The sequence below is a fragment of the Stutzerimonas chloritidismutans genome, assembly GCF_051486945.1.
Taxonomy (GTDB): Bacteria; Pseudomonadota; Gammaproteobacteria; order Pseudomonadales; family Pseudomonadaceae; genus Stutzerimonas; species Stutzerimonas chloritidismutans_B.
In genome coordinates this window covers 276,665-293,880 of record NZ_JAHVDX010000002.1, presented here as the reverse complement: position 1 = coordinate 293,880, position 17,216 = coordinate 276,665, and the positions used below count along the sequence as shown (strand labels likewise).

At 63.8% G+C, this 17,216-nt stretch carries 16 protein-coding genes; 3 read left to right on the top strand and 13 right to left on the bottom strand.

Translation table 11 applies throughout. From position 1 onward, the window contains the following. Window position 1 precedes the first annotated feature (1 nt). The 5 genes from KXR72_RS08430 to KXR72_RS08410 form a co-directional block, all read right to left on the bottom strand. A complete protein-coding gene (locus tag KXR72_RS08430) occupies window positions 2–661 on the bottom strand; it encodes a c-type cytochrome (protein WP_437420660.1) in 660 nt (219 codons plus the stop codon). 10 nt (window positions 662–671) lie between these two features. Continuing rightward, entirely contained in the window at window positions 672–1,556 is an 885-nt protein-coding gene (locus KXR72_RS08425; protein WP_437420659.1) for a copper resistance protein B, read from the bottom strand. Next, complete coding sequence (locus KXR72_RS08420) at window positions 1,546–3,441, bottom strand: copper resistance system multicopper oxidase (protein ID WP_437420658.1); 1,896 nt, start codon at window positions 3,439–3,441, stop codon at window positions 1,546–1,548. The genes KXR72_RS08425 and KXR72_RS08420 overlap by 11 nt, the downstream gene beginning before the upstream one ends. 74 nt (window positions 3,442–3,515) lie before the next feature. Further along, window positions 3,516–3,959 carry a DUF411 domain-containing protein gene (locus KXR72_RS08415; protein ID WP_437420657.1) on the bottom strand — a complete coding sequence of 148 codons (444 nt, stop codon included), beginning with the start codon at window positions 3,957–3,959 and terminating at the stop codon, window positions 3,516–3,518. 23 nt (window positions 3,960–3,982) lie between these two features. Then, window positions 3,983–4,249: a heavy-metal-associated domain-containing protein gene (locus tag KXR72_RS08410; RefSeq protein WP_437420656.1), complete on the bottom strand. Its 267-nt coding sequence runs from the start codon at window positions 4,247–4,249 to the stop codon at window positions 3,983–3,985. Between the two features lie 220 nt (window positions 4,250–4,469). Between KXR72_RS08410 and KXR72_RS08405 the strand changes: the two genes are divergently transcribed. Further along, window positions 4,470–5,153 (top strand): heavy metal response regulator transcription factor, encoded by a 684-nt coding sequence (locus KXR72_RS08405; protein WP_437420655.1) that lies wholly within the window; start codon window positions 4,470–4,472, stop codon window positions 5,151–5,153. Next, on the top strand, window positions 5,150–6,508 hold the full coding sequence (locus KXR72_RS08400) for a heavy metal sensor histidine kinase (RefSeq protein WP_437420654.1): 1,359 nt from the start codon (window positions 5,150–5,152) through the stop codon (window positions 6,506–6,508). Before KXR72_RS08405 ends, KXR72_RS08400 begins: the two co-directional genes overlap by 4 nt. A 9-nt stretch (window positions 6,509–6,517) precedes the next feature. On the opposite strand, the gene KXR72_RS08395 is transcribed toward KXR72_RS08400, so the two are convergent. The 4 genes from KXR72_RS08395 to plsB form a co-directional block, all read right to left on the bottom strand. Then, window positions 6,518–6,970 carry a DUF305 domain-containing protein gene (locus tag KXR72_RS08395; RefSeq protein ID WP_437420653.1) on the bottom strand — a complete coding sequence of 151 codons (453 nt, stop codon included), beginning with the start codon at window positions 6,968–6,970 and terminating at the stop codon, window positions 6,518–6,520. Between the two features lie 206 nt (window positions 6,971–7,176). Further along, window positions 7,177–7,794, bottom strand: coding sequence for a PAQR family membrane homeostasis protein TrhA (trhA, locus tag KXR72_RS08390; RefSeq protein WP_437420652.1), 618 nt, complete (start codon window positions 7,792–7,794; stop codon window positions 7,177–7,179). Between the two features lie 16 nt (window positions 7,795–7,810). Then, window positions 7,811–8,497, bottom strand: a complete 687-nt coding sequence (locus KXR72_RS08385) for a DUF4197 domain-containing protein (RefSeq protein ID WP_437420651.1) — start codon at window positions 8,495–8,497, stop codon at window positions 7,811–7,813. 215 nt (window positions 8,498–8,712) lie between these two features. Then, complete coding sequence (plsB, locus tag KXR72_RS08380) at window positions 8,713–11,205, bottom strand: glycerol-3-phosphate 1-O-acyltransferase PlsB (RefSeq protein ID WP_437420650.1); 2,493 nt, start codon at window positions 11,203–11,205, stop codon at window positions 8,713–8,715. A 555-nt stretch (window positions 11,206–11,760) separates the two neighbouring features. On the opposite strand from plsB, the gene KXR72_RS08375 reads away from it, so the two are divergent. Continuing rightward, window positions 11,761–11,970, top strand: coding sequence for a cold-shock protein (locus KXR72_RS08375; RefSeq protein WP_437420649.1), 210 nt, complete (start codon window positions 11,761–11,763; stop codon window positions 11,968–11,970). Window positions 11,971–12,050: 80 nt separating this feature from the next. Here the strand turns inward: KXR72_RS08375 and KXR72_RS08370 are convergent, their stop codons facing one another. The 4 genes from KXR72_RS08370 to KXR72_RS08355 all read right to left on the bottom strand — a co-directional run bounded on the left by KXR72_RS08370 (window position 12,051) and on the right by KXR72_RS08355 (window position 17,099). Then, window positions 12,051–12,422 carry a hypothetical protein gene (locus KXR72_RS08370; protein WP_437420648.1) on the bottom strand — a complete coding sequence of 124 codons (372 nt, stop codon included), beginning with the start codon at window positions 12,420–12,422 and terminating at the stop codon, window positions 12,051–12,053. A gap of 20 nt (window positions 12,423–12,442) precedes the next feature. Beyond that, window positions 12,443–13,252 (bottom strand): putative RNA methyltransferase, encoded by an 810-nt coding sequence (locus tag KXR72_RS08365; protein ID WP_437420647.1) that lies wholly within the window; start codon window positions 13,250–13,252, stop codon window positions 12,443–12,445. Then, on the bottom strand, window positions 13,246–14,394 hold the full coding sequence (gene dapE / locus KXR72_RS08360) for a succinyl-diaminopimelate desuccinylase (protein WP_437420646.1): 1,149 nt from the start codon (window positions 14,392–14,394) through the stop codon (window positions 13,246–13,248). The genes KXR72_RS08365 and dapE overlap by 7 nt, the downstream gene beginning before the upstream one ends. Before the next feature lie 107 nt (window positions 14,395–14,501). Then, window positions 14,502–17,099 (bottom strand): glycosyltransferase, encoded by a 2,598-nt coding sequence (locus KXR72_RS08355; protein ID WP_437420645.1) that lies wholly within the window; start codon window positions 17,097–17,099, stop codon window positions 14,502–14,504. Window positions 17,100–17,216: the final 117 nt, after the last annotated feature.

Sequence of the window (17,216 nt, the reverse complement as noted above, 5' to 3'; positions counted from 1 at the left end):
GTCAATGAGCGTGCTCGCTGCCATCGGCATGGTGGTGAGCATCGCTCTCGCCTGCCTCAGCAGGCGTTGCAGAGGGAGCGGCCGGCGCGTGGTGGGTGTTGCCTTCATGACCACTGGTGCCGTGCATGTCGCTTTCGCCGCCGCCGTGCTGATGCCCGCCACTGGTGTCGACCAGCGCTTGGTATTCCTGCGGCGTAAGTGACGGCAACTGCTCGATGAAGGCAACCAGCCCCCAGATGTAGTGATCTTCCATGAACCTTCCCCAGGCCGGCATGCCGGTGGATTTAAGGCCATGTTTGATGACCCAGAAGGTCGCCGCTGGGTCGAACTCATCGGTCGCTTCAGCCAGATTCGGCGGTGCAGGGTAGAGACCCTGGCTCAACTCGTTCGGCGCTACGCCCGGTGCCAGGTGGCAACCGACGCACATGGCAGCGTAGTTGCCTGCACCTGAGCGGATCAGCTCGGTGGTGCCCAACTCCGGAACCTCAAGCTCTGCCGCGCGAACGGCGATGGATCGCTCGCGTGCCATCTCCAGCACCGCGTGAACCGGGGCGGAGTGCGGGGTATCCGCGCCGACGTCATTCACTCCGAAATACACCACCGCGCTGCCCGCGATTGCCACGGCCAATGCGCCCAACGTCAGTGTCAGGATGGCATTCATGTGTCGAGCCTCAGAACCAGAAACGGATACCTGCGAGCAGGCGTGCTTCGCGGGTGTCTTCGTCGTCGGCCCGCTGGAGGTCGGCAGTATTGCCGTAGTAGCGGTTCCAAGTCACGCCGACGTAAGGGGCAAACTGCCGCGAGATTTCGTAGCGCAGGCGCAGCCCGACGCTGGCTTCGGCCAGGCCTGATCCCACGTTACGGGTCTCGTCGTTGCGCCCGTAGAAATTGGCCTCGGCGGTAGGCTGCAGTACCCAGCGCTGGGTCAGCAAAAGATCGTAATCGGCTTCCAGGCGCAGGGCGCTTTGACCGCCTTCGCCAACAAAGGCCGTGGCCTCGGTTTCCAGACCGTACAGCGGCGTGCCTTGAACGCCGAAGGCGGCCCAGGTCTGTGGGGATCCAGGCTTGAAGTCCTGTCGCACGCCTGCGACGGTCTCCCACCATGGGCCGATGGCATGGCTCCAGAGCAGCTGCAGTTCGGCTTCCTCGGTATGCCCATCGGTGCGCTCACCTTCGGAACGAAAGGCCAGGCGGTCGATGTCGCCGCCGTACCACCCGGAAAGATCCCAGGCGAGCGCATTGCCGCCGTCGGCGTCCTGCCACTCCAACTGATCGGCAACAAACAAGAAATGCGCGCCGCCCTGGTGCATGGCATGGGGCGCGAGGTCGGGAAAGGCAGCGCGGCGGTCCGCGTCAGTAATCGTTGGGATGGGCGAATGCACGGCCTCGCCGGGCGGTACGCCGGTGGCTGGCGGCGGGTTGTGGGAGTGGGCGGAATGCCCGCCCGTACTAGCGTTGTGATGATGGCCGTGCCGGCCGTGTTCCATGCCCTGCTGAGCGAGGCTCAGCGGCGCGGTCAGGCTGAGGGCGATCAGTGCCGCGATCCTAATGGTCATGCTGATGCTCCTGCGAAGGCGCCGGGTTGAGGTGAGCCGCTTCTTCGACACGGACCTCGCGAAACATCCCCAGGTCCATGTGCATCAGCATGTGGCAGTGATAAGCCCAGCGGCCGAGCGCATCGGCGGTGACCCGGTAGCTGCGTCGTGACCCCGGCGGCATGTCGATAGTGTGCTTGCGCACCTGGAAGCAGCCGTGCTCATCCTCGAGGTCGCTCCACAATCCGTGAAGGTGGATGGGGTGGTGCATCATCGTGTCGTTGACCAGCACGAAGCGCACGCGCTCGCCGTAGCTCAGCTGGATCGGCTCGGCATTGGCGAACGGGATACCGTCGAATGACCAGGAGAAGCGCTCCATGTGGCCGGTCAGGTGCAACTCGATGGTTCGCGTCGGTGCGCGGCCGTCCGGGTCGGGGAAGCGGCTGCGCAGGTCGGCGTAGGTCAGCACATGGCGGCCGTTGTTGCGCAGGCCAATGCCGGGGTCGTCCAGCTTGGCGACGGGCATCATGGTCTGCATGTCGACCAGCGGGTTGTCTGTCTCGCTGGCTGGGTGCGCTTGCATCTGCCGGTTGCCGTGTGGTGCCGCCGCGTGCGGCATACCCGCATGGTGCATGCCGGCGTGAGGCCCACCCAAATCCGTCTGCCCATGCTCATGCCCATGCCCAGTCGCGCCGTGGCTGCGCTGCTTGTCGCCGTGAGCCATCGCCGGCTGGTTGCCGTGTGAAGTCTTCTCGGAGCCGTGCGCGCCGTGGCCGCCGTGACCCATGTCATCCATGCTTAGCTCTGGGCGTGGGTCGGGCGCAGGCACCGGAGCCTGCAGGCCTCGACGCAAGGCCAACGTGCCGCGCGCGTAGCCGCTGCGATCCATCGATTGGGCAAACAGGGTGTAGGCTTCCTGGCGGCCATCCGGCTCGACGATCACATCGAGGGTTTCGGCGACCGCAAGGCGCACCTCATCGACGGTCACCGGCTCGACATATTGCCCGTCGGCGGCGACCACAGTGAGCTTGAGGCCGGGAATGCGGAAGTCGAAATAGGTCATCGCCGAGCCGTTGATCAGGCGCAGCCGGACGCGCTCACCCGGCTCGAACAGGCCAGTCCAATTACCGTCCGGGGCCTGCCCATTGAGCAGGTAGGTGTAGGTGGCGCCGCTGATGTCGGCAAGATCAGTGGGCGTCATGCGCATCCGCGCCCAGGCCCAGCGCTCGCTCAGGCTGTCGCGCCAGCCCTGCTCGGCCACGTCGCCGATAAAGTCGCCGAGGGTGCGTCGGCCACGGTTGTAGTAGTCGGACTGTTTCTTCAGCGTGTCGAGCACCCGGGCGGGGCTTTCGTCTGTCCAGTCGCTGAGCATGACCACGTAGTCGCGGTCGTATTCGAAGGGCTCAGGTTCGAGCGGGTCGATCACCAGAGGGCCGTAGACGCCCAGCTGCTCCTGGAAAGCCGAGTGGCTGTGATACCAGTAGGTGCCGCTCTGCTTCACCCTGAAGCGGTATTCATACAGGCCGCCCGGGGCGATGCCAGCGAAGCTGAATCCGGGTACGCCGTCCATGTTGGCCGGCAGCAGGATGCCGTGCCAGTGGATGGAAGTGTCCTGAGGGAGGCGGTTGCGCACGCGCAGCGTCACCTCATCGCCTTCTCGCCAACGCAGCAACGGCCCGGGAATACTGCCGTTAATCGCCATCGCGGTGCGCGCACGCCCGCTGAAGTCGACTTCGAGCGAGTCGATGGTCAGGTCGAACTGAGTACCCGCGAGTACGCCCTGTTCGCCGGGCTGGCCGGGGCGCGCCACGGCCCAAGCAGGCTGGCGCCAGATGCCGAGGCCCGCGATGACGCCGCCTGCGGCCAAGCGTTTAATAAAGGTTCTGCGAGAGGCGTGGCTGGGCATTGGCGGCCTGTCTGATCCTGTTGAAGAAAAGCTGCGCCGTCCGTTGCCCTGAAAGCGGCGCTGGACGGCCTTGTTTACTTGGCCGGGTAATCGGCGAGCACGACGTCTTTCCCGGCGTGGGTCAATCCGATGACCTGGTAGGCCTGGGCTGGCTGACCGTAGTCCATCCCCGGCGAGCCGGCCGGCATGCCCGGCGCGGCAACGCCGATGAGATCCTCCCGCTGCTGCAGTTCCATGATCTGCGCTACCGGGACATGGCCTTCTACGAACTTGCCGTCGATCACGCCGGTGTGGCAGGAGCCCAGCCGGGGGGCCACGCCGAGGCGCTGCTTGACCGCGCTCATGTCCTGCTCGACATGGTCACGCACCTCGAAGCCATTGGCTTGCAAGTACTTGATCCAGTCCTTGCAGCAGCCGCAGTTGGCGTCGCGGTGGACGTCAATGACCTCGGCTGCCTGTACGCTGCCAGCCATCAGCAGCGCGGTGATGAGTGCAAACTTCGATGTTTTCGATCGCATGAGAGGTACTCCAATTGAATCAATCAGCGACAACCACAACCCCCGCCGCAACCGCCCTTGCGCGGAGCACCGAAGGTCGCGCCGCTGGCGAGCTGGGCCGGGTAGCCAGCCTCGGTCAGGGTCTCGAGTAGCAGGGCGACGTCGGGGTTGCCGTCGACCTTCACCTGCGCGCCCTCAAGGTCCACGCTCACCGACTCGACGCCAGCCAACGGCGTCAGCGCCTGTGTAACGTGACGAACGCAAGAACCGCAGGTCATGCCTTGAACCTGAAGCACTGTGGTGGTGTTCATAAAAACCTCCGCGAAGCACGCCGGCACATTCCGGCTGGCCAGCATCTTCAACCTTGCCAATATGGCAAGGTCAAGTGCCGTCATGCCTGGCTCTCCAATGGCCCGACGATAGCGCGACGAGGCTTTCGGAAAGCTGAGCGGAAGATTACTTTTCTGTCAGTTTGTGGTTCGCCGATCCTGATCGCGGCACACTTCGGGCCTGGGCAGGGAGGACGATGCGATGAAACTGCTGGTCGCCGAAGACGAGCCGAAAACCGGGATGTACCTGCAGCAAGGCTTGAGCGAAGCCGGGTTTACCGTCGACCGTGTCACCAGTGGCACCGACGCGCTGCAGCTGGTGCTGAGCACGCCGTATGACCTGCTGATACTCGATGTGATGATGCCGGGCCTCGACGGCTGGGAAGTGCTGCGCCTGCTGCGCGCAGCCGGACATGAGTTGCCCGTGCTGTTTCTCACTGCGCGTGACCGTGTGGAAGATCGCGTGCGCGGCCTCGAACTTGGCGCGGACGATTATCTGGTCAAGCCCTTTGCCTTCTCCGAACTGTTGGCACGCGTGCGCACCTTGCTCCGGCGCGGCAACGCTGCCGCCTTGCAGACGCAGTTGAAAATCGCCGATCTGGAGGTCGACCTGCTCAAGCGCCGTGCCATCCGCGCCGGCCAGCGCATCGACCTGACGGCCAAGGAGTTTGCTTTGCTGGAGCTCTTGTTGCGCCGTCGCGGCGAGGTACTGCCCAAGTCGCTGATCGCCTCCCAAGTCTGGGACATGAATTTTGACAGCGACACCAACGTCATCGAGGTCGCGATCCGCCGGCTGCGCGCAAAGATCGATGACGGCTTCGAGCCAAAGCTGATCCACACCGCACGTGGCATGGGCTATCTGCTCGATGACCCGGATGCGGCATGAAGCGGCTGTCGCTTACGGCTCGGCTCAGCCTGATGTTCATGCTGGCGGTGTCCGGCGTGCTGGGCGCGGCGGGCGTCTTTTTCCAGCAGTTGAGCCAGCACCACTTCGACGAACTCGACCGGCAGACGCTTGAAGAAAAGGTCCAGGCCAGCCGCGAAATGCTGCACTCGCTGGACGATCTGGCCGGGTTCGACCGACTGCGCCCGCAACTGCAGGCCTTGCTTGGCGGCCATAGCGACCTGGCGGTGCGCATTCTCGATGCCGATGGCCAGGTGCGCTTTGCGGCCGGAGGTGACGCGGTTTCTGCCAGCGGCCACGGGCACGGCGCGGCGGCGACTGACGATGCGAGCCGGGTCTGGCGCCGTCGGGCCGCGGTGGTCGAGGTGGCAGGCCAGCCGGTGCGTATCGAACTGGCGCTGGACGTCACCACGCACCGGCTGTTCTTCCATACCCTGATGGGCTGGCTGTGGACGGCGCTCGCGATCAGTGCGCTGCTCAGTGGCCTGCTCGGATGGTTGCTGGCGCGACGCGGCCTGCGCCCGCTGCAGGAGGTCACCCAGGTGGCGGCCTCGGTATCGGCCAAGTCGTTGACCGAGCGCATCCCCGCTGAGTCGGCCCCTGCGGAGCTGCAACCCCTGGTTCAAGCCTTCAACGCGATGCTGGCGCGCCTGGAAGATGCCTTCGTCCGGCTCTCGAATTTTTCAGCGGATATCGCTCATGAGTTGCGCACGCCTCTGTCCAACCTGATGACCCACACCGAAGTCGTGCTGACCCGCGCCCGCAGCGCTGACGACTACCAGGACAATCTGCATTCGAACCTTGAAGAACTCCGGCGGATGGCTCGCATGATCGACGACATGCTGTTTCTCGCCAAAGCCGACAACGGGTTGATCATTCCACAGGCCCGCCCAGTCGATCTCGGGAGGCTGTGCGAACAGCTGATCGAGTTCTATCAGATGACTGCAGACGACCGTGGCGTACAGATACGGCTGTCCGGTGCGGCAACCATTCAGGGGGACGCGGGAATGTTGCACCGGGCGCTGTCGAACCTGCTGTCCAACGCGCTGCGCTACACGCCAGACGGCGGGGTGATCCGTGTCGTCATCGAGGCGAAAAGCGCTGGCGTGGCGCTGAGTATCGGCAACCCGGGGGCAACCATCGCGGCGCAGCACATCCCGCGGTTGTTCGATCGCTTCTACCGGGTAGACCCAGCACGCCGGGAAGGCGGCCCGAACAACGCCGGGCTGGGGCTGGCGATCACGCGCTCGATCATCGAGGCGCACCGCGGAGAGATCAGATGCGACAGCCAGGACGGATGGACCGAGTTCAGCCTGCTGTTCCGTCCCGGCGCTTGAAGATCGGCCTCAATTCTTGCCTTCGAGCTCCTCGATCAGCTGCTTCATTTCGGCGATTTCCTCGCGCTGGGTCTGGATGATCCCGTCGGCCAGTTCACGCACGCGAGGGTCGCGGATGGTGGCGCGTTCGCTGGTCATGATGGCGATCGAGTGGTGTGGAATCATCGCCTTCATATAGGACACCTGGTCGACCGTTTGCTGGCTGCGCACCAGCCAGAGCGCGCCGGCAAAAACCACTGCGCTGCCCAGGAAGATGCCAAGGTTCACGCCGCGTTTTTGATACATGCCGAGCATGAAGGCCAGCATGACGATAGCCATGCTCGCACCCATGACCACGGCCATGTAGGCGCGCGTTTCGCTGAAGAAGATGTGGTCCAGGGCGTAGGTGTTCAGGTACATCAGGCCGAACATGACCAGCGTGGAGGTGGCGATCATCGCGCCGAAGCGGGCGTAGTTGTTCATCGTTCATCCTCGTTGTCGGTTGGTAACAAAACATTGCGTGCCTTGTTTTAAACCTGACCAGGATGATCCTCGGTCGTTCCCCGCCTGCGCGCCAGTAACGGCGCGGCTTTTGCTGTCAGCGAGCTTACGAAAATGTCAGCTTTTATCGGTCCGGTGGAGGTGGCCGACTCTCCCCGGATCATGCACCCGGCTCATGATCGTAATGGCTAAACCACATAGCGCAGGATGGTCACGAAGTGCAGCAGGCTGCCGGCGATGACGAACAGATGCCAGATGCCGTGCCAGTGGCGAAAACGCTGGTCATAGGCGAAGAAAAGTATCCCGGCGGTGTACGCCACGCCACCGCTGACCAGCCAGGCGACGCCGGATGTGCCGAGCGCGGCGAGTAGCGGCTTGACTGCGACGATGACGATCCACCCCATCACCGCGTAAATGACGATCGACAGCACCCGCGCTTCAGAGCGCGGCTTGATCTCTTGCAACATGCCGACCACGGCAAGCGTCCAGACGCCACCGAACAGCCACCAGCCCCAACTACCGCGCAGGGTGACGAGACAGAAGGGCGTGTAGCTGCCGGCGATCAGCAGGTAGATCGACAGGTGGTCGAGCTTCTGCATGACCACCTTCGCCCGGCCGCGCACGCTGTGATAGAGCGTGGATGTGCTGTAAAGCAGCACCAGTGTGAAGCCGTAGATCGCCATGCTGACGATCTTGGTCGGGTCACCGTCCTGCGCCGCGAGAACCAGTAGCCAGACCGTTCCGATCAAGGCCAGCACGCCTCCGGCCAGATGCGTCCAGGCGTTGAATTTCTCTCCGTGGTACATCCCGACTCGGAACCTCTCAGTTACCCATGAGCGCGCCGAAGACCTTTTTCGCCATGTTGGTGGCGGCCTGTGCAGGGTTCTGGCGAATGCTGGCTTCCTGCTCGGCAATCACAGTGAACAGCCCGTCCAGCGCTTGCTCGGTGACGTAACCTTCGACGCTGCTGTAGCGCGGGTCCACCGCGCCGAGCCCCGAGGCGTTGCTCGCGAGCGCGTTGTACTGCTGGGCCACACCGACCTTGTCGGTGGCCTGCTTGATGATTGGCAGGAACTTGGCGCGGATTTGCTCGCGGCTGGTGCGGTTCAGGTACTGCGTTGCCGAGTCGTCGCCGCCCGCCAGGATGGCCTTGGCATCGGATACGGTCATCTTGCTCACCGCGTCGAGCAGCAGCGCCTGCGCCTGCGGCACGGCGGCCTCGGCGGCTTTGTTCATACCGGTCTCGAGTTCCTCGACCTGCGCGCCCATACCCATCATCTTGAGCATGCGCGAAGCCTTGCCGATGTTGCCCGGTAGCTCGATGCGCACGGCCGGGTCGTTACTGAACCCGCCCGGCCGGCCGAGCTGCTGTACCGCGACCTTAGTGCCCTGGCTCAAGGCATCTTTCAAGGCCTTGGACGCATCGCCCTGACTGAGTTCGGAGAGGGAAAGGGCGAAGCTGCTGGCGGACATCAGCAGGGCGGCGATGAGCGTTGAGAAGCGAAGCATGGGGATACCTTTGGAAGTGGGCGTTTGGGTAAGCGACGGCAAGCGCCGCGCACGATGCTAAAGGATTTATGCGGCGCTTCGCATGCTCGTAGACCTTAGCGGCTTGACGTGTCGCCACTTTCTGCCGCCGTCTGGCCAGCGTGATTTGGCCCAGCCAGCGCCGTGGTGTTCATCAAAGCAGCTCAGAGTCGAACCGCCTCGATGGCGTTCGGCGGCTAAGCAACTGGTGCAGTGTCGGTCTCGTCATGATGAGGTTCCAGCGCCACCTGACGGATCGACAACCGGATCTCGGCGGGGAGTACGCGTTTGGCGACGCCCTCGGCCAATTCGCCGAGCTTCTCGTGATAGCCGAGCTTGCCATTGGCGTCCTGGCGCAGCACGTCCTGTTCCAGCAGTGTTTTGATGAAGTGGCGGAACAGGCTCTTGTCGAAAAACTCCGGGGCATTCAATCCATGAAGGATCGACAGGCGCTGTGCCATGACCGTACAGAGCGTTTCCAGCTCCTCGGCGTTGAGGCTGTGCTGACCGCTGTTCAGCAACAACGAGATGGCCATGTAGAAGCGTTGCAGTGTCTGCACGATCGCCCGCGCCAGCAGCGTCAACAATACGAACTGGCGTGAGCTTGGCGCCGGCCGGGTGTAGACGTCACCGTCGACCTTGAGCAGGCCTTGTTCGACAAAGGCGTAGAGCCACTGATCGACCACTGAACCCAGCTCTTCGAGTTCCCAGCGAATGAACAGCTCGGCACGCAGATAGGGATACAGCGCCTCCGTGTAGCTCAGAATCTGCTCGCGGCTGATGCGCGAACTGCTCTGGAAGAAGCTCGCAAGCAGCGCCGGCAGGGCAAAGATGTGCATGACATTGTTGCGGTAGTAAGTCATCAGGACGGCATTCTGCTCGTCCAGGTAGAGAATGTTGCCGAGCGCGTCTTTCTGTTCGGCCAGCAGGTCCAGGTCTTTGACGTAGCTGATCAGCGCTTCGCCGTTGCCTTCCGGCAGGGTGGTATGCGGCGAGTAGGGCACGGCGCGCAGTAGGTTCTGGTAGAGGTCGAGGATGCGCGCCAGCGCGCGCCGGTCGAGCGCCTGGCGGCTGGTCGAGAGCATCGCCAGGGCCATGAGGTTAACCGGATTGACCGCCGCCGCCTCGTTGAGGCGCTGAGCGATGCGTTCGGCCAGCCGGTTGGTCGTTTCGTTGAGCCACTCCGGGCGGAAGCTGGGAGCCAGGTTCTGCTGGCGCCATCCCGGTTGTTCCTGTTCGAGGAACTCGTTGAGCTTCAGCGGCTCGCCGAAGTTGACCCAGACCTGTCCGAAACGCTGCTTCAGCGCGCCGATCACTTTGAAAATGTCGAAGATCGATTCTTTCTTCTTCGCTGCACCCCGCAGTTCGCCCAGGTAGGTGCGCCCCTCCAGCACGCGTTCGTAACCGATGTAGACGGGCACGAACAATATCGGCAGCCGCGACGAGCGCAGGTAGCTGCGCAGCGTGATCGCGAGCATGCCGGTCTTCGGTTGCAGCATGCGGCCGGTGCGCGAACGGCCGCCCTCGACGAAGTACTCGACCGGAAAACCGCGGCTGAACAGGGTGTGCAGGTATTCGTTGAACACCGAGGTGTAAAGCGGGTTGCCCTTGAACGAGCGCCGCATGAAAAAGGCGCCGCCGCGGCGCAGCAGGCTGCCGATCACCGGCATGTTGAGGTTGATTCCGGCGGCGATGTGCGGAGGCGTCAAACCGTTGCGAAACAGCAGGTAGGACAGCAGCAGGTAGTCGATATGGCTGCGATGGCAGGGCACATAGATCACCTCGTGACCTTGAACCGCGTCCTGCAGCGGTTCCAGGTGATTGACCCGGATGCCGTCATAAATCTTGTTCCAGAACCACGACAGGACCACTTCGAGGAAACGCACCGCGGTGTAGGCGTAGTCCGATGCGATTTCATTGCCGTAGCGAAGCGCACGCGCCTCGGCCTTTTCTATCGAAATGCCCTCGCGCTCGGCTTCGTCGCGGATGGCTTGGCGGACCTGGGGCGCATGCACCAGACCCTTCACCAGGTTTCGCCGGTGCGACAGGTCTGGCCCGATCACGGCTGTTTTCTGGTGACGGAAATGCACCCGCAGCATGCGATGGGCCATGCGCAGGGTCCGCTCGTGTCCCTTGTTTTGGGCGACCAGCTCGTTGAGCTGGATGGGCGTGGAAAACTGCACACGCGTCTTGCGTCCGAGCATCAGGATGCTGAGCAGCTTGCGCAGCCGCCCGGTAACGGCCCAGCTGTCGGCGAACAGCAATTTCCAGGCGCTGGTTTCGCGATCCGGGGAGCGACCCCAGAAGACGCTGACCGGGATGATCTGGGCGTTGTTCACCGCGTTCTGTTCCAGCGCGCCGACCAGGCGGATCAGCGGCTCAGGCGTGACGGTGCGCGAGCGTGTGCCGAACCAGCTGGCCGCCGGGTTGAGAAACATAAAGGCGGCGGGTTCAAGGTGATTGCCGACCGCGACTTCGCTCACCGGACGCGGCAGGCCCGCCTTGGTGCATTCATGGTCGAGTACCGCGAGATCACTCAATGAGGCGCGCTGCAGGACATAGAACACCGGCTGGCTGCGGTCCAGCTTGAGGGTGAAAGCGGACTGGTTGATGGTCTCCGAGCGCACCCACAGGTACAGGAGGCGGCGCACGACGGAAAAGATCAAACGGCGGATCGGCGAACGGGTCATACAGGGGCTTCGCTCTGCAAGGGATCAGGCCCTCGAAGGGCGCAAGTGTGCCGCAAGCCCGGCACGGGCAAAAGGGCTTGTACCCGCCGATGACAGAGTGATCTGCCGTCGAGGGTAGGTTCGGCACAGGCAGCCGCAGCGCGGCGCGTGTGGGTTGGGTCGGCCGAACCCTATGGCGCGCAAGCATCTTATCCCGCGGCTGTAGATGGAGGCCCTGAACCAGCCGGCCGCCAGGCATGTCTCGAGGCGATGATGACCATGAGTAAGCTCGGCATTGCAACCATCGAGGCGGCATATCAGGGCGCGGCGCGATAGCGGGTCGCGACGGGTGATCCGCCGATGCGGCAAGCGGCTGGATGCCAATTAAGTCGCCTGGCCAGCCGGCCAAAAAAAACTCGGAGACGAGAATTTTTCCTGTTTATACTCAGCCGGCATCAGGCCTGAAACACGGCTGTCATCGCTGCTCCGGTACATTGCCAGGCAGGCCGGGACAGCTCGGGCCTGAACGATCACGCCCCGTGCGGGGAATAATAAGAAGCGAGTTGGAGAAGTAGGATGGCTGAGCGCGAAACCGGAACCGTCAAGTGGTTCAACGATGCCAAGGGTTATGGATTCATCCAGCGGGGGAGTGGCCCGGATGTGTTTGTGCACTACCAGGCGATTCGTGGCCAAGGCCACCGCTCTCTGGCTGAAGGTCAGCAGGTGGAGTTCTCGGTGATTCAAGGCCAGAAAGGCCTGCAGGCCGAGGATGTCGCCGGGCTCTGAACCCGCGCTGGAAAGAAGGCCCGTCGATGCACTGCACGACGGGCCTTTTTCATGCCTGTGGTTGTGGCTGCTCCACCCGCTCAGCCGGTGCGCCAGATGATCTCGCGCTCACCCTCTTCACTAACGCAGACCCAACGGTCGGCGTCATCCTCGGCTTCGTCCTCGCTCCACCCGCCAGGTGCGCAGCGTATCTCGACGCCCAGCGCCTGATGCGCAGCATGGGCACAGGCGACGTCGTCGGCCCAGGGCGTCGCGTCGCTCTCCAGCAACAGGCAATGCCATTTTCCAACGGCGTTGGGCAGCCAGGTGACGGGTATCTCGCCGGCGCGGCACTTGAAGGTCTGGCCGCGCGGCTGCCAGGCCGAGCAGGGCCCCAGGGCGCTGGTCAGCCAGTCGTTGACCGCCTGCTGGCTGGCGTCCCTGAGGTAAATCTCGATATCGGGTTGGCGCATGGGCGATTGCCTTGTGTGAGTTAGCGCGGCTCGCGCTGAATCCAGTCGTAACGTATCGCAACCCGGACTTCCAACGGCGCATCGACCACCGCGGCGCGGCGTTCGGCGCTGGCTCGCCAGCCATGTGGCGTCATCGCCAGCAGGTCGGCGCGGGCCTGGGGATCGTCGAGCCGCATCCGGTAGGTCAGCGTCTCGCTGTGGGCGAGGCGCATGCCTTCAGGAATCAGCGACAGGTGCTTCTCGTCATCGTAATCACGTATTTCGTCATACAGCAGCTCGCGCAGTTCCCACAGGTGTTCTCGAGTCGGGCCCATGCGCAGCAGCCCGCCACCGGGCGCGAGCAGTCGCCGCGCCTCGTGCCAGTCCAGCGGGCTGAACACGCTGGCGAGCAGGTCGCAGCTCGAATCAGTCAACGGTACGCGCGCCATGCTTGCGACCAGCCACTCCAGTTGCGGCGCGCGTTTGCAAGCGCGCTTGACGGCTTCCCGGGATATGTCGAGCGCATAGCCTTCGGCCTCGGGCAGCGCCCCGGCGAGCTGTGCGGTGTAGTAGCCCTCACCGCAGCCAATATCGAGCCATCGCGCGGGAGACTGCTGGGCAGCCAGTTCAGCCAGCCGTGCCGCCAGTGGCGCGTAATGGCCGGCCTCGAGGAAGCGCCGCCGCGCCTCGACCATGGCCTGGTTATCGCCCGGGTCGCGGCTGTTTTTGTGTTGAACGGGCAGCAGGTTGAGATAGCCCTGGCGGGCGCGGTCGAACCGGTGGTTGGCCGGGCAGGCCACACCGTTTTCAACGGCGCCGAGCGGCGCCTGGCAGAGCGGGCAAGTCAGCATGCGAGCAGGTTGACCAGGGTCTGGTAGTAGATGTCGGTGAGCAGGTCGAGGTCGCTGGCCAGCACATGTTCGTCAACCTGGTGAATGGTGGCATTGACCGGGCCGAGTTCGACGACCTGCGTGCCCAGGGTGGCGATGAAGCGGCCATCCGACGTGCCTCCGCTGGTTGAAGCTTGCGTTTCGCGGCCGGTCACGCTGCGGATAGCGCGGGCGACACCATCCAGCAGCTCGCCGGGCTCGGTCAGGAACGGCAGGCCCGACAGGGCCCAATCGACGCTCCAGTCCAGGCCGTGCTTGTCGAGGATGGCGGCGGTGCGCTGCTTGAGCCCATCCACGGTCGACTCGGTGGAAAAACGGAAGTTGAACACCGCCTCGAGCGTACCGGGAATGACGTTCGTCGCGCCGGTGCCAGCGTTTAGGTTTGAAATCTGGAAGCTGGTTGGCGGGAAGAACGCATTGCCGTCATCCCAGTGCTCGGCCGCCAGTTCGGCGAGCGCCGGCGCCGCCAGGTGAATGGGGTTCCGCGCCAGGTGCGGATAGGCCACGTGCCCCTGCTGCCCGCGAACCGTGAGCGTGCCTCCGAGTGAGCCGCGCCGGCCGTTCTTGACTATATCTCCGACCAGCGCCGTGCTCGATGGCTCGCCAACGATGCACCAGTCCAGCCGCTGGCCGCGCGCGCGCAAGCGTTCCACGACGGCTTTGGTGCCGTGATGCGCCGGGCCTTCTTCGTCGCTGGTGATGAGAAATGCAATCTGGCCCTTGTGGTCCGGGTGGCTGGCGGTGAAGCGTTCGACCGCTACGATCATGGCTGCCAGGCTGCCCTTCATGTCCGCCGCGCCACGCCCACGCAGCATGCCGGCTTCGTCGATGCGGGCGGTGAATGGAGGCGTCTGCCAGGCCTGCTCGGGGCCGGTCGGCACCACGTCGGTATGCCCGGCAAAGCAGAGCACTGGACCTTCGCTGCCGCGAATCGCCCAGAAATTGTCGACGTCCTCGATCCGCATTGGCTCAACCTGAAAGCCGCACGCGGCTAGGCGCGCGCCCATCAATTGTTGGCAGCCCTCATCCACCGGTGTCACCGAAGGCCGATTGATCAGCTCGCAGGCCAATTCGAGAGTAGGGGTGAGGGCAGCGGCGGTCATCACGGCTCCGGACAGGGAAGGGGAAAGGCCGCAATTCTAAAGCAAATCATCCGGCGACGGCTTTTGCGATGTGAGCCGGCTCCGCCTGGGCGGCGGAGCCGGCTGGATCACTGCATCCCGGCGGGTTCGCCCAGCGCCTCGGCACTCGGCTTTGGCAGCGAAGACAGCAGCGCCATGATCAACGCTGCGAGGTAGGGCAGCGACTGAACCAGCAAGACGACGACCCAGAAGGTTACGTCCAGACCGGGCTGCTTTTGCGAGAGGCAAATGCCAAGCGCGGCGCCCCACAGCAGGATCATCACGAAGGCTTCCTCGCGCGCTTCGGCCAGTGCGACCAGTAGGCCATGGCTGCTACGCAGCTTGGGCGTGCGGAAGAAGGGAATGCTGCGTGTCACCAACCCGAACAGCACGGCCTTGGCAATGGTGTGCGACAAGGCAAGGCCCGCCACGGCGGCGGACATCGCGTCGCGCATGTTCACGCCCACGGCCCGACGGTAGAGGAACAGGATCTTGCCAAGCTTGAACACGAACAGCGCCAGCGGCGGTAGTGCGAAGATCAGCAGCGGTGGGTCGACCCGGTTGGGCACGATGATCATCGCCGCGGACCAGAGCAGTGCGCCAAGCGTGAAGAACACGTTGAGCCCATCGGCCACCCAGGGCAACCAGCCGGCGAGGAAGTGATAGCGCTGGCCGCGGGTCAGGTCGCTGCCGCGGCCCAGCAGCAGACTGGCCAGGTGATGTTTGCAGATCTGCATGGCGCCGTAGGCCCAGCGGAACCGCTGCTTTTTAAAGTCGATGAAGGTGTCGGGCATCAGGCCCTTGCCGAAGCTGTGCTCCGAGTAGGCGGCCGATAGGCCTTTCTGGAACACCCGCAGGCCCAGTTCGGCGTCTTCGGTGATGCACCACTCGGCCCACTTCAGTTCATCCAGTACGGACTTGCGCGTCATGGTCATGGTGCCGTGCTGGATGATCGCGTCGCGGTCGTTGCGCGTCACCATGCCAATGTGGAAGAAGCCCTTGTATTCGGCGTAGCAGAGTTTCTTGAACAGTGACTCGTGCTCGTCGCGGTAGTCCTGTGGGGATTGCACCACAGCGATCCGCGGATCGGCGAAGTGCGGCACCATCTGCTTCAGCCAGTTGGGGCTGACGCAGTAGTCCGAGTCGATGACGGCGATGATCTCGGCGTCTGGACTGGTGTGCTGCATCGCGTAGTTCAGCGCGCCGCCCTTGAAACCGGCCAGCGGCGCGACGTGGAAGAAGCGGAATCGCGCGCCGAGCACCTCGCAGTGAGCTTGCACGGGTTCCCAGATCGCCGGGTCCCGGGTGTTGTTGTCGATCACCAGCACTTCGAAGTGCGCGTAATCCAGGCGGGCCAGCGCATTGAGCGTCTGCTTCACCATCTCAGGCGGTTCGTTGTAGCAGGGCACGTGCACAGAGACCATCGGGCGGTAGCTGCTATCCGCCGTCACCGGCAGGAACGGGCGTACGCGTTGCCGTTTCCAGACGGTCTCGGCGAGCTCGTGTGCTTCGGTGAGCAGCACGATCATCACACCGAGCGCACCGAGCGCCAGCAGCACGCCAACGGTAATGCCGAACCAGGTGCTGTATTGCTGGCTGAAGTCATAGGCAATCCAGACCAGCATCGTGGCCACGACAAAGGCGACCATCGTCAGGAAGGTTCGGCCACGCTGGCGCAGCGCGCTGCCGTCGATCAGCAATAGGGCCAGGGCCAGCAGGGCCAGAACCCCAGATGCGCTGGCCAGCAGATGCCATTGAGGAATTTCCACGACCGGGCCGGTCAGCGGGAACTTGGGCTGGCGCTCGGCGTTGAACACCCCCCAATAGGCGCCCACCGCGCCTTCTTCACCCGCTTTCCAAGGCTGATCGAAAGCCTCGATAACGAAATAAGCGTAGCCGTTGGCGTTGAGCGCATTGACCAGTTCGCGCAGGTACAAAGCTTGCTCGGCCTGGTCCGCGACGGCGCCGCCACGGGTACGGCCGTTGCTCGGCCAGCCCACTTCCGCCAGCAGCAGCGGTTTTTTCGGGAAGGCTTTCTTCAGCTCACGCGCGCGGTCGAGCACGAAGGTGACCGAGTCCTCGCGCGGCACGAATTCCCAGTAGGGCAGCACGTGGGCCGCCACCAGATCGACGTGCTTGGCTAGCTCCGGGTACTTCTCCCAGATGTGCCACTGCTCGGCCGTCGTGACCGGCACCTTCAAGGCCGAGCGGACACGGTCCAGGTAGCCGATCATCTGCTCGACCGTGACTTCCTCTCGGAACAGCGCTTCGTTGCCGACAATGACGCGGATTACGCTGCGCTCGCGCTTGGCGATCTCGATACCGCGCGCGATCTGTGCCTCGTTGGCCGCGAGGTCGTTGCTCAGCCAGATCCCGAGCGTCACACGCAGCCCCGCTTCCTGCGCCAGGCGCGGGATTTCACCGAGCACATCGTCCACCGAATAGGTGCGGATGTTGTCGGTCTGGCTCGTCAGGAGTTCAAGATCGGCGCGGATCTCGTCTTCGCTGGGGTAGGTGCCATCCTGCGGGTCTTGCTGCAGGCGGAACGGCGAAAAGGAATAGCCGGCGATCTGGTCGGGCCAGTCGGGTGCTTCCTGCGGTTGGTTGAACCAGGCCCAGAGGCCGGTAAACAGCGAAGCCACGGCCACGACCATGACTAGGTTGAGACCCATTTTGCGAGCTGACATCGGTGCGAAGGTTCCAGGAGGAGGAACAGCGGGAAGTCCGGCGAACGCCGGCTGGCGCGCATCCTACTCTCGGCCCGAATGCCTGTACAGTGGGCGGCCGAGCTGTTTTTGCAGCGC

What these genes read in the sequence shown, in the direction of transcription:
- KXR72_RS08430 (WP_437420660.1), bottom strand. Translation starts at nt 661, where the DNA reads ATGAATGCCATCCTGACACTGACGTTGGGCGCATTGGCCGTGGCAATC.
- KXR72_RS08425 (WP_437420659.1), bottom strand. Translation starts at nt 1,556, where the DNA reads ATGACCATTAGGATCGCGGCACTGATCGCCCTCAGCCTGACCGCGCCG.
- KXR72_RS08420 (WP_437420658.1), bottom strand. Translation starts at nt 3,441, where the DNA reads ATGCCCAGCCACGCCTCTCGCAGAACCTTTATTAAACGCTTGGCCGCA.
- KXR72_RS08415 (WP_437420657.1), bottom strand. Translation starts at nt 3,959, where the DNA reads ATGCGATCGAAAACATCGAAGTTTGCACTCATCACCGCGCTGCTGATG.
- KXR72_RS08410 (WP_437420656.1), bottom strand. Translation starts at nt 4,249, where the DNA reads ATGAACACCACCACAGTGCTTCAGGTTCAAGGCATGACCTGCGGTTCT.
- KXR72_RS08405 (WP_437420655.1), top strand. Translation starts at nt 4,470, where the DNA reads ATGAAACTGCTGGTCGCCGAAGACGAGCCGAAAACCGGGATGTACCTG.
- KXR72_RS08400 (WP_437420654.1), top strand. Translation starts at nt 5,150, where the DNA reads ATGAAGCGGCTGTCGCTTACGGCTCGGCTCAGCCTGATGTTCATGCTG.
- KXR72_RS08395 (WP_437420653.1), bottom strand. Translation starts at nt 6,970, where the DNA reads ATGAACAACTACGCCCGCTTCGGCGCGATGATCGCCACCTCCACGCTG.
- trhA (WP_437420652.1), bottom strand. Translation starts at nt 7,794, where the DNA reads ATGTACCACGGAGAGAAATTCAACGCCTGGACGCATCTGGCCGGAGGC.
- KXR72_RS08385 (WP_437420651.1), bottom strand. Translation starts at nt 8,497, where the DNA reads ATGCTTCGCTTCTCAACGCTCATCGCCGCCCTGCTGATGTCCGCCAGC.
- plsB (WP_437420650.1), bottom strand. Translation starts at nt 11,205, where the DNA reads ATGACCCGTTCGCCGATCCGCCGTTTGATCTTTTCCGTCGTGCGCCGC.
- KXR72_RS08375 (WP_437420649.1), top strand. Translation starts at nt 11,761, where the DNA reads ATGGCTGAGCGCGAAACCGGAACCGTCAAGTGGTTCAACGATGCCAAG.
- KXR72_RS08370 (WP_437420648.1), bottom strand. Translation starts at nt 12,422, where the DNA reads ATGCGCCAACCCGATATCGAGATTTACCTCAGGGACGCCAGCCAGCAG.
- KXR72_RS08365 (WP_437420647.1), bottom strand. Translation starts at nt 13,252, where the DNA reads ATGCTGACTTGCCCGCTCTGCCAGGCGCCGCTCGGCGCCGTTGAAAAC.
- dapE (WP_437420646.1), bottom strand. Translation starts at nt 14,394, where the DNA reads ATGACCGCCGCTGCCCTCACCCCTACTCTCGAATTGGCCTGCGAGCTG.
- KXR72_RS08355 (WP_437420645.1), bottom strand. Translation starts at nt 17,099, where the DNA reads ATGTCAGCTCGCAAAATGGGTCTCAACCTAGTCATGGTCGTGGCCGTG.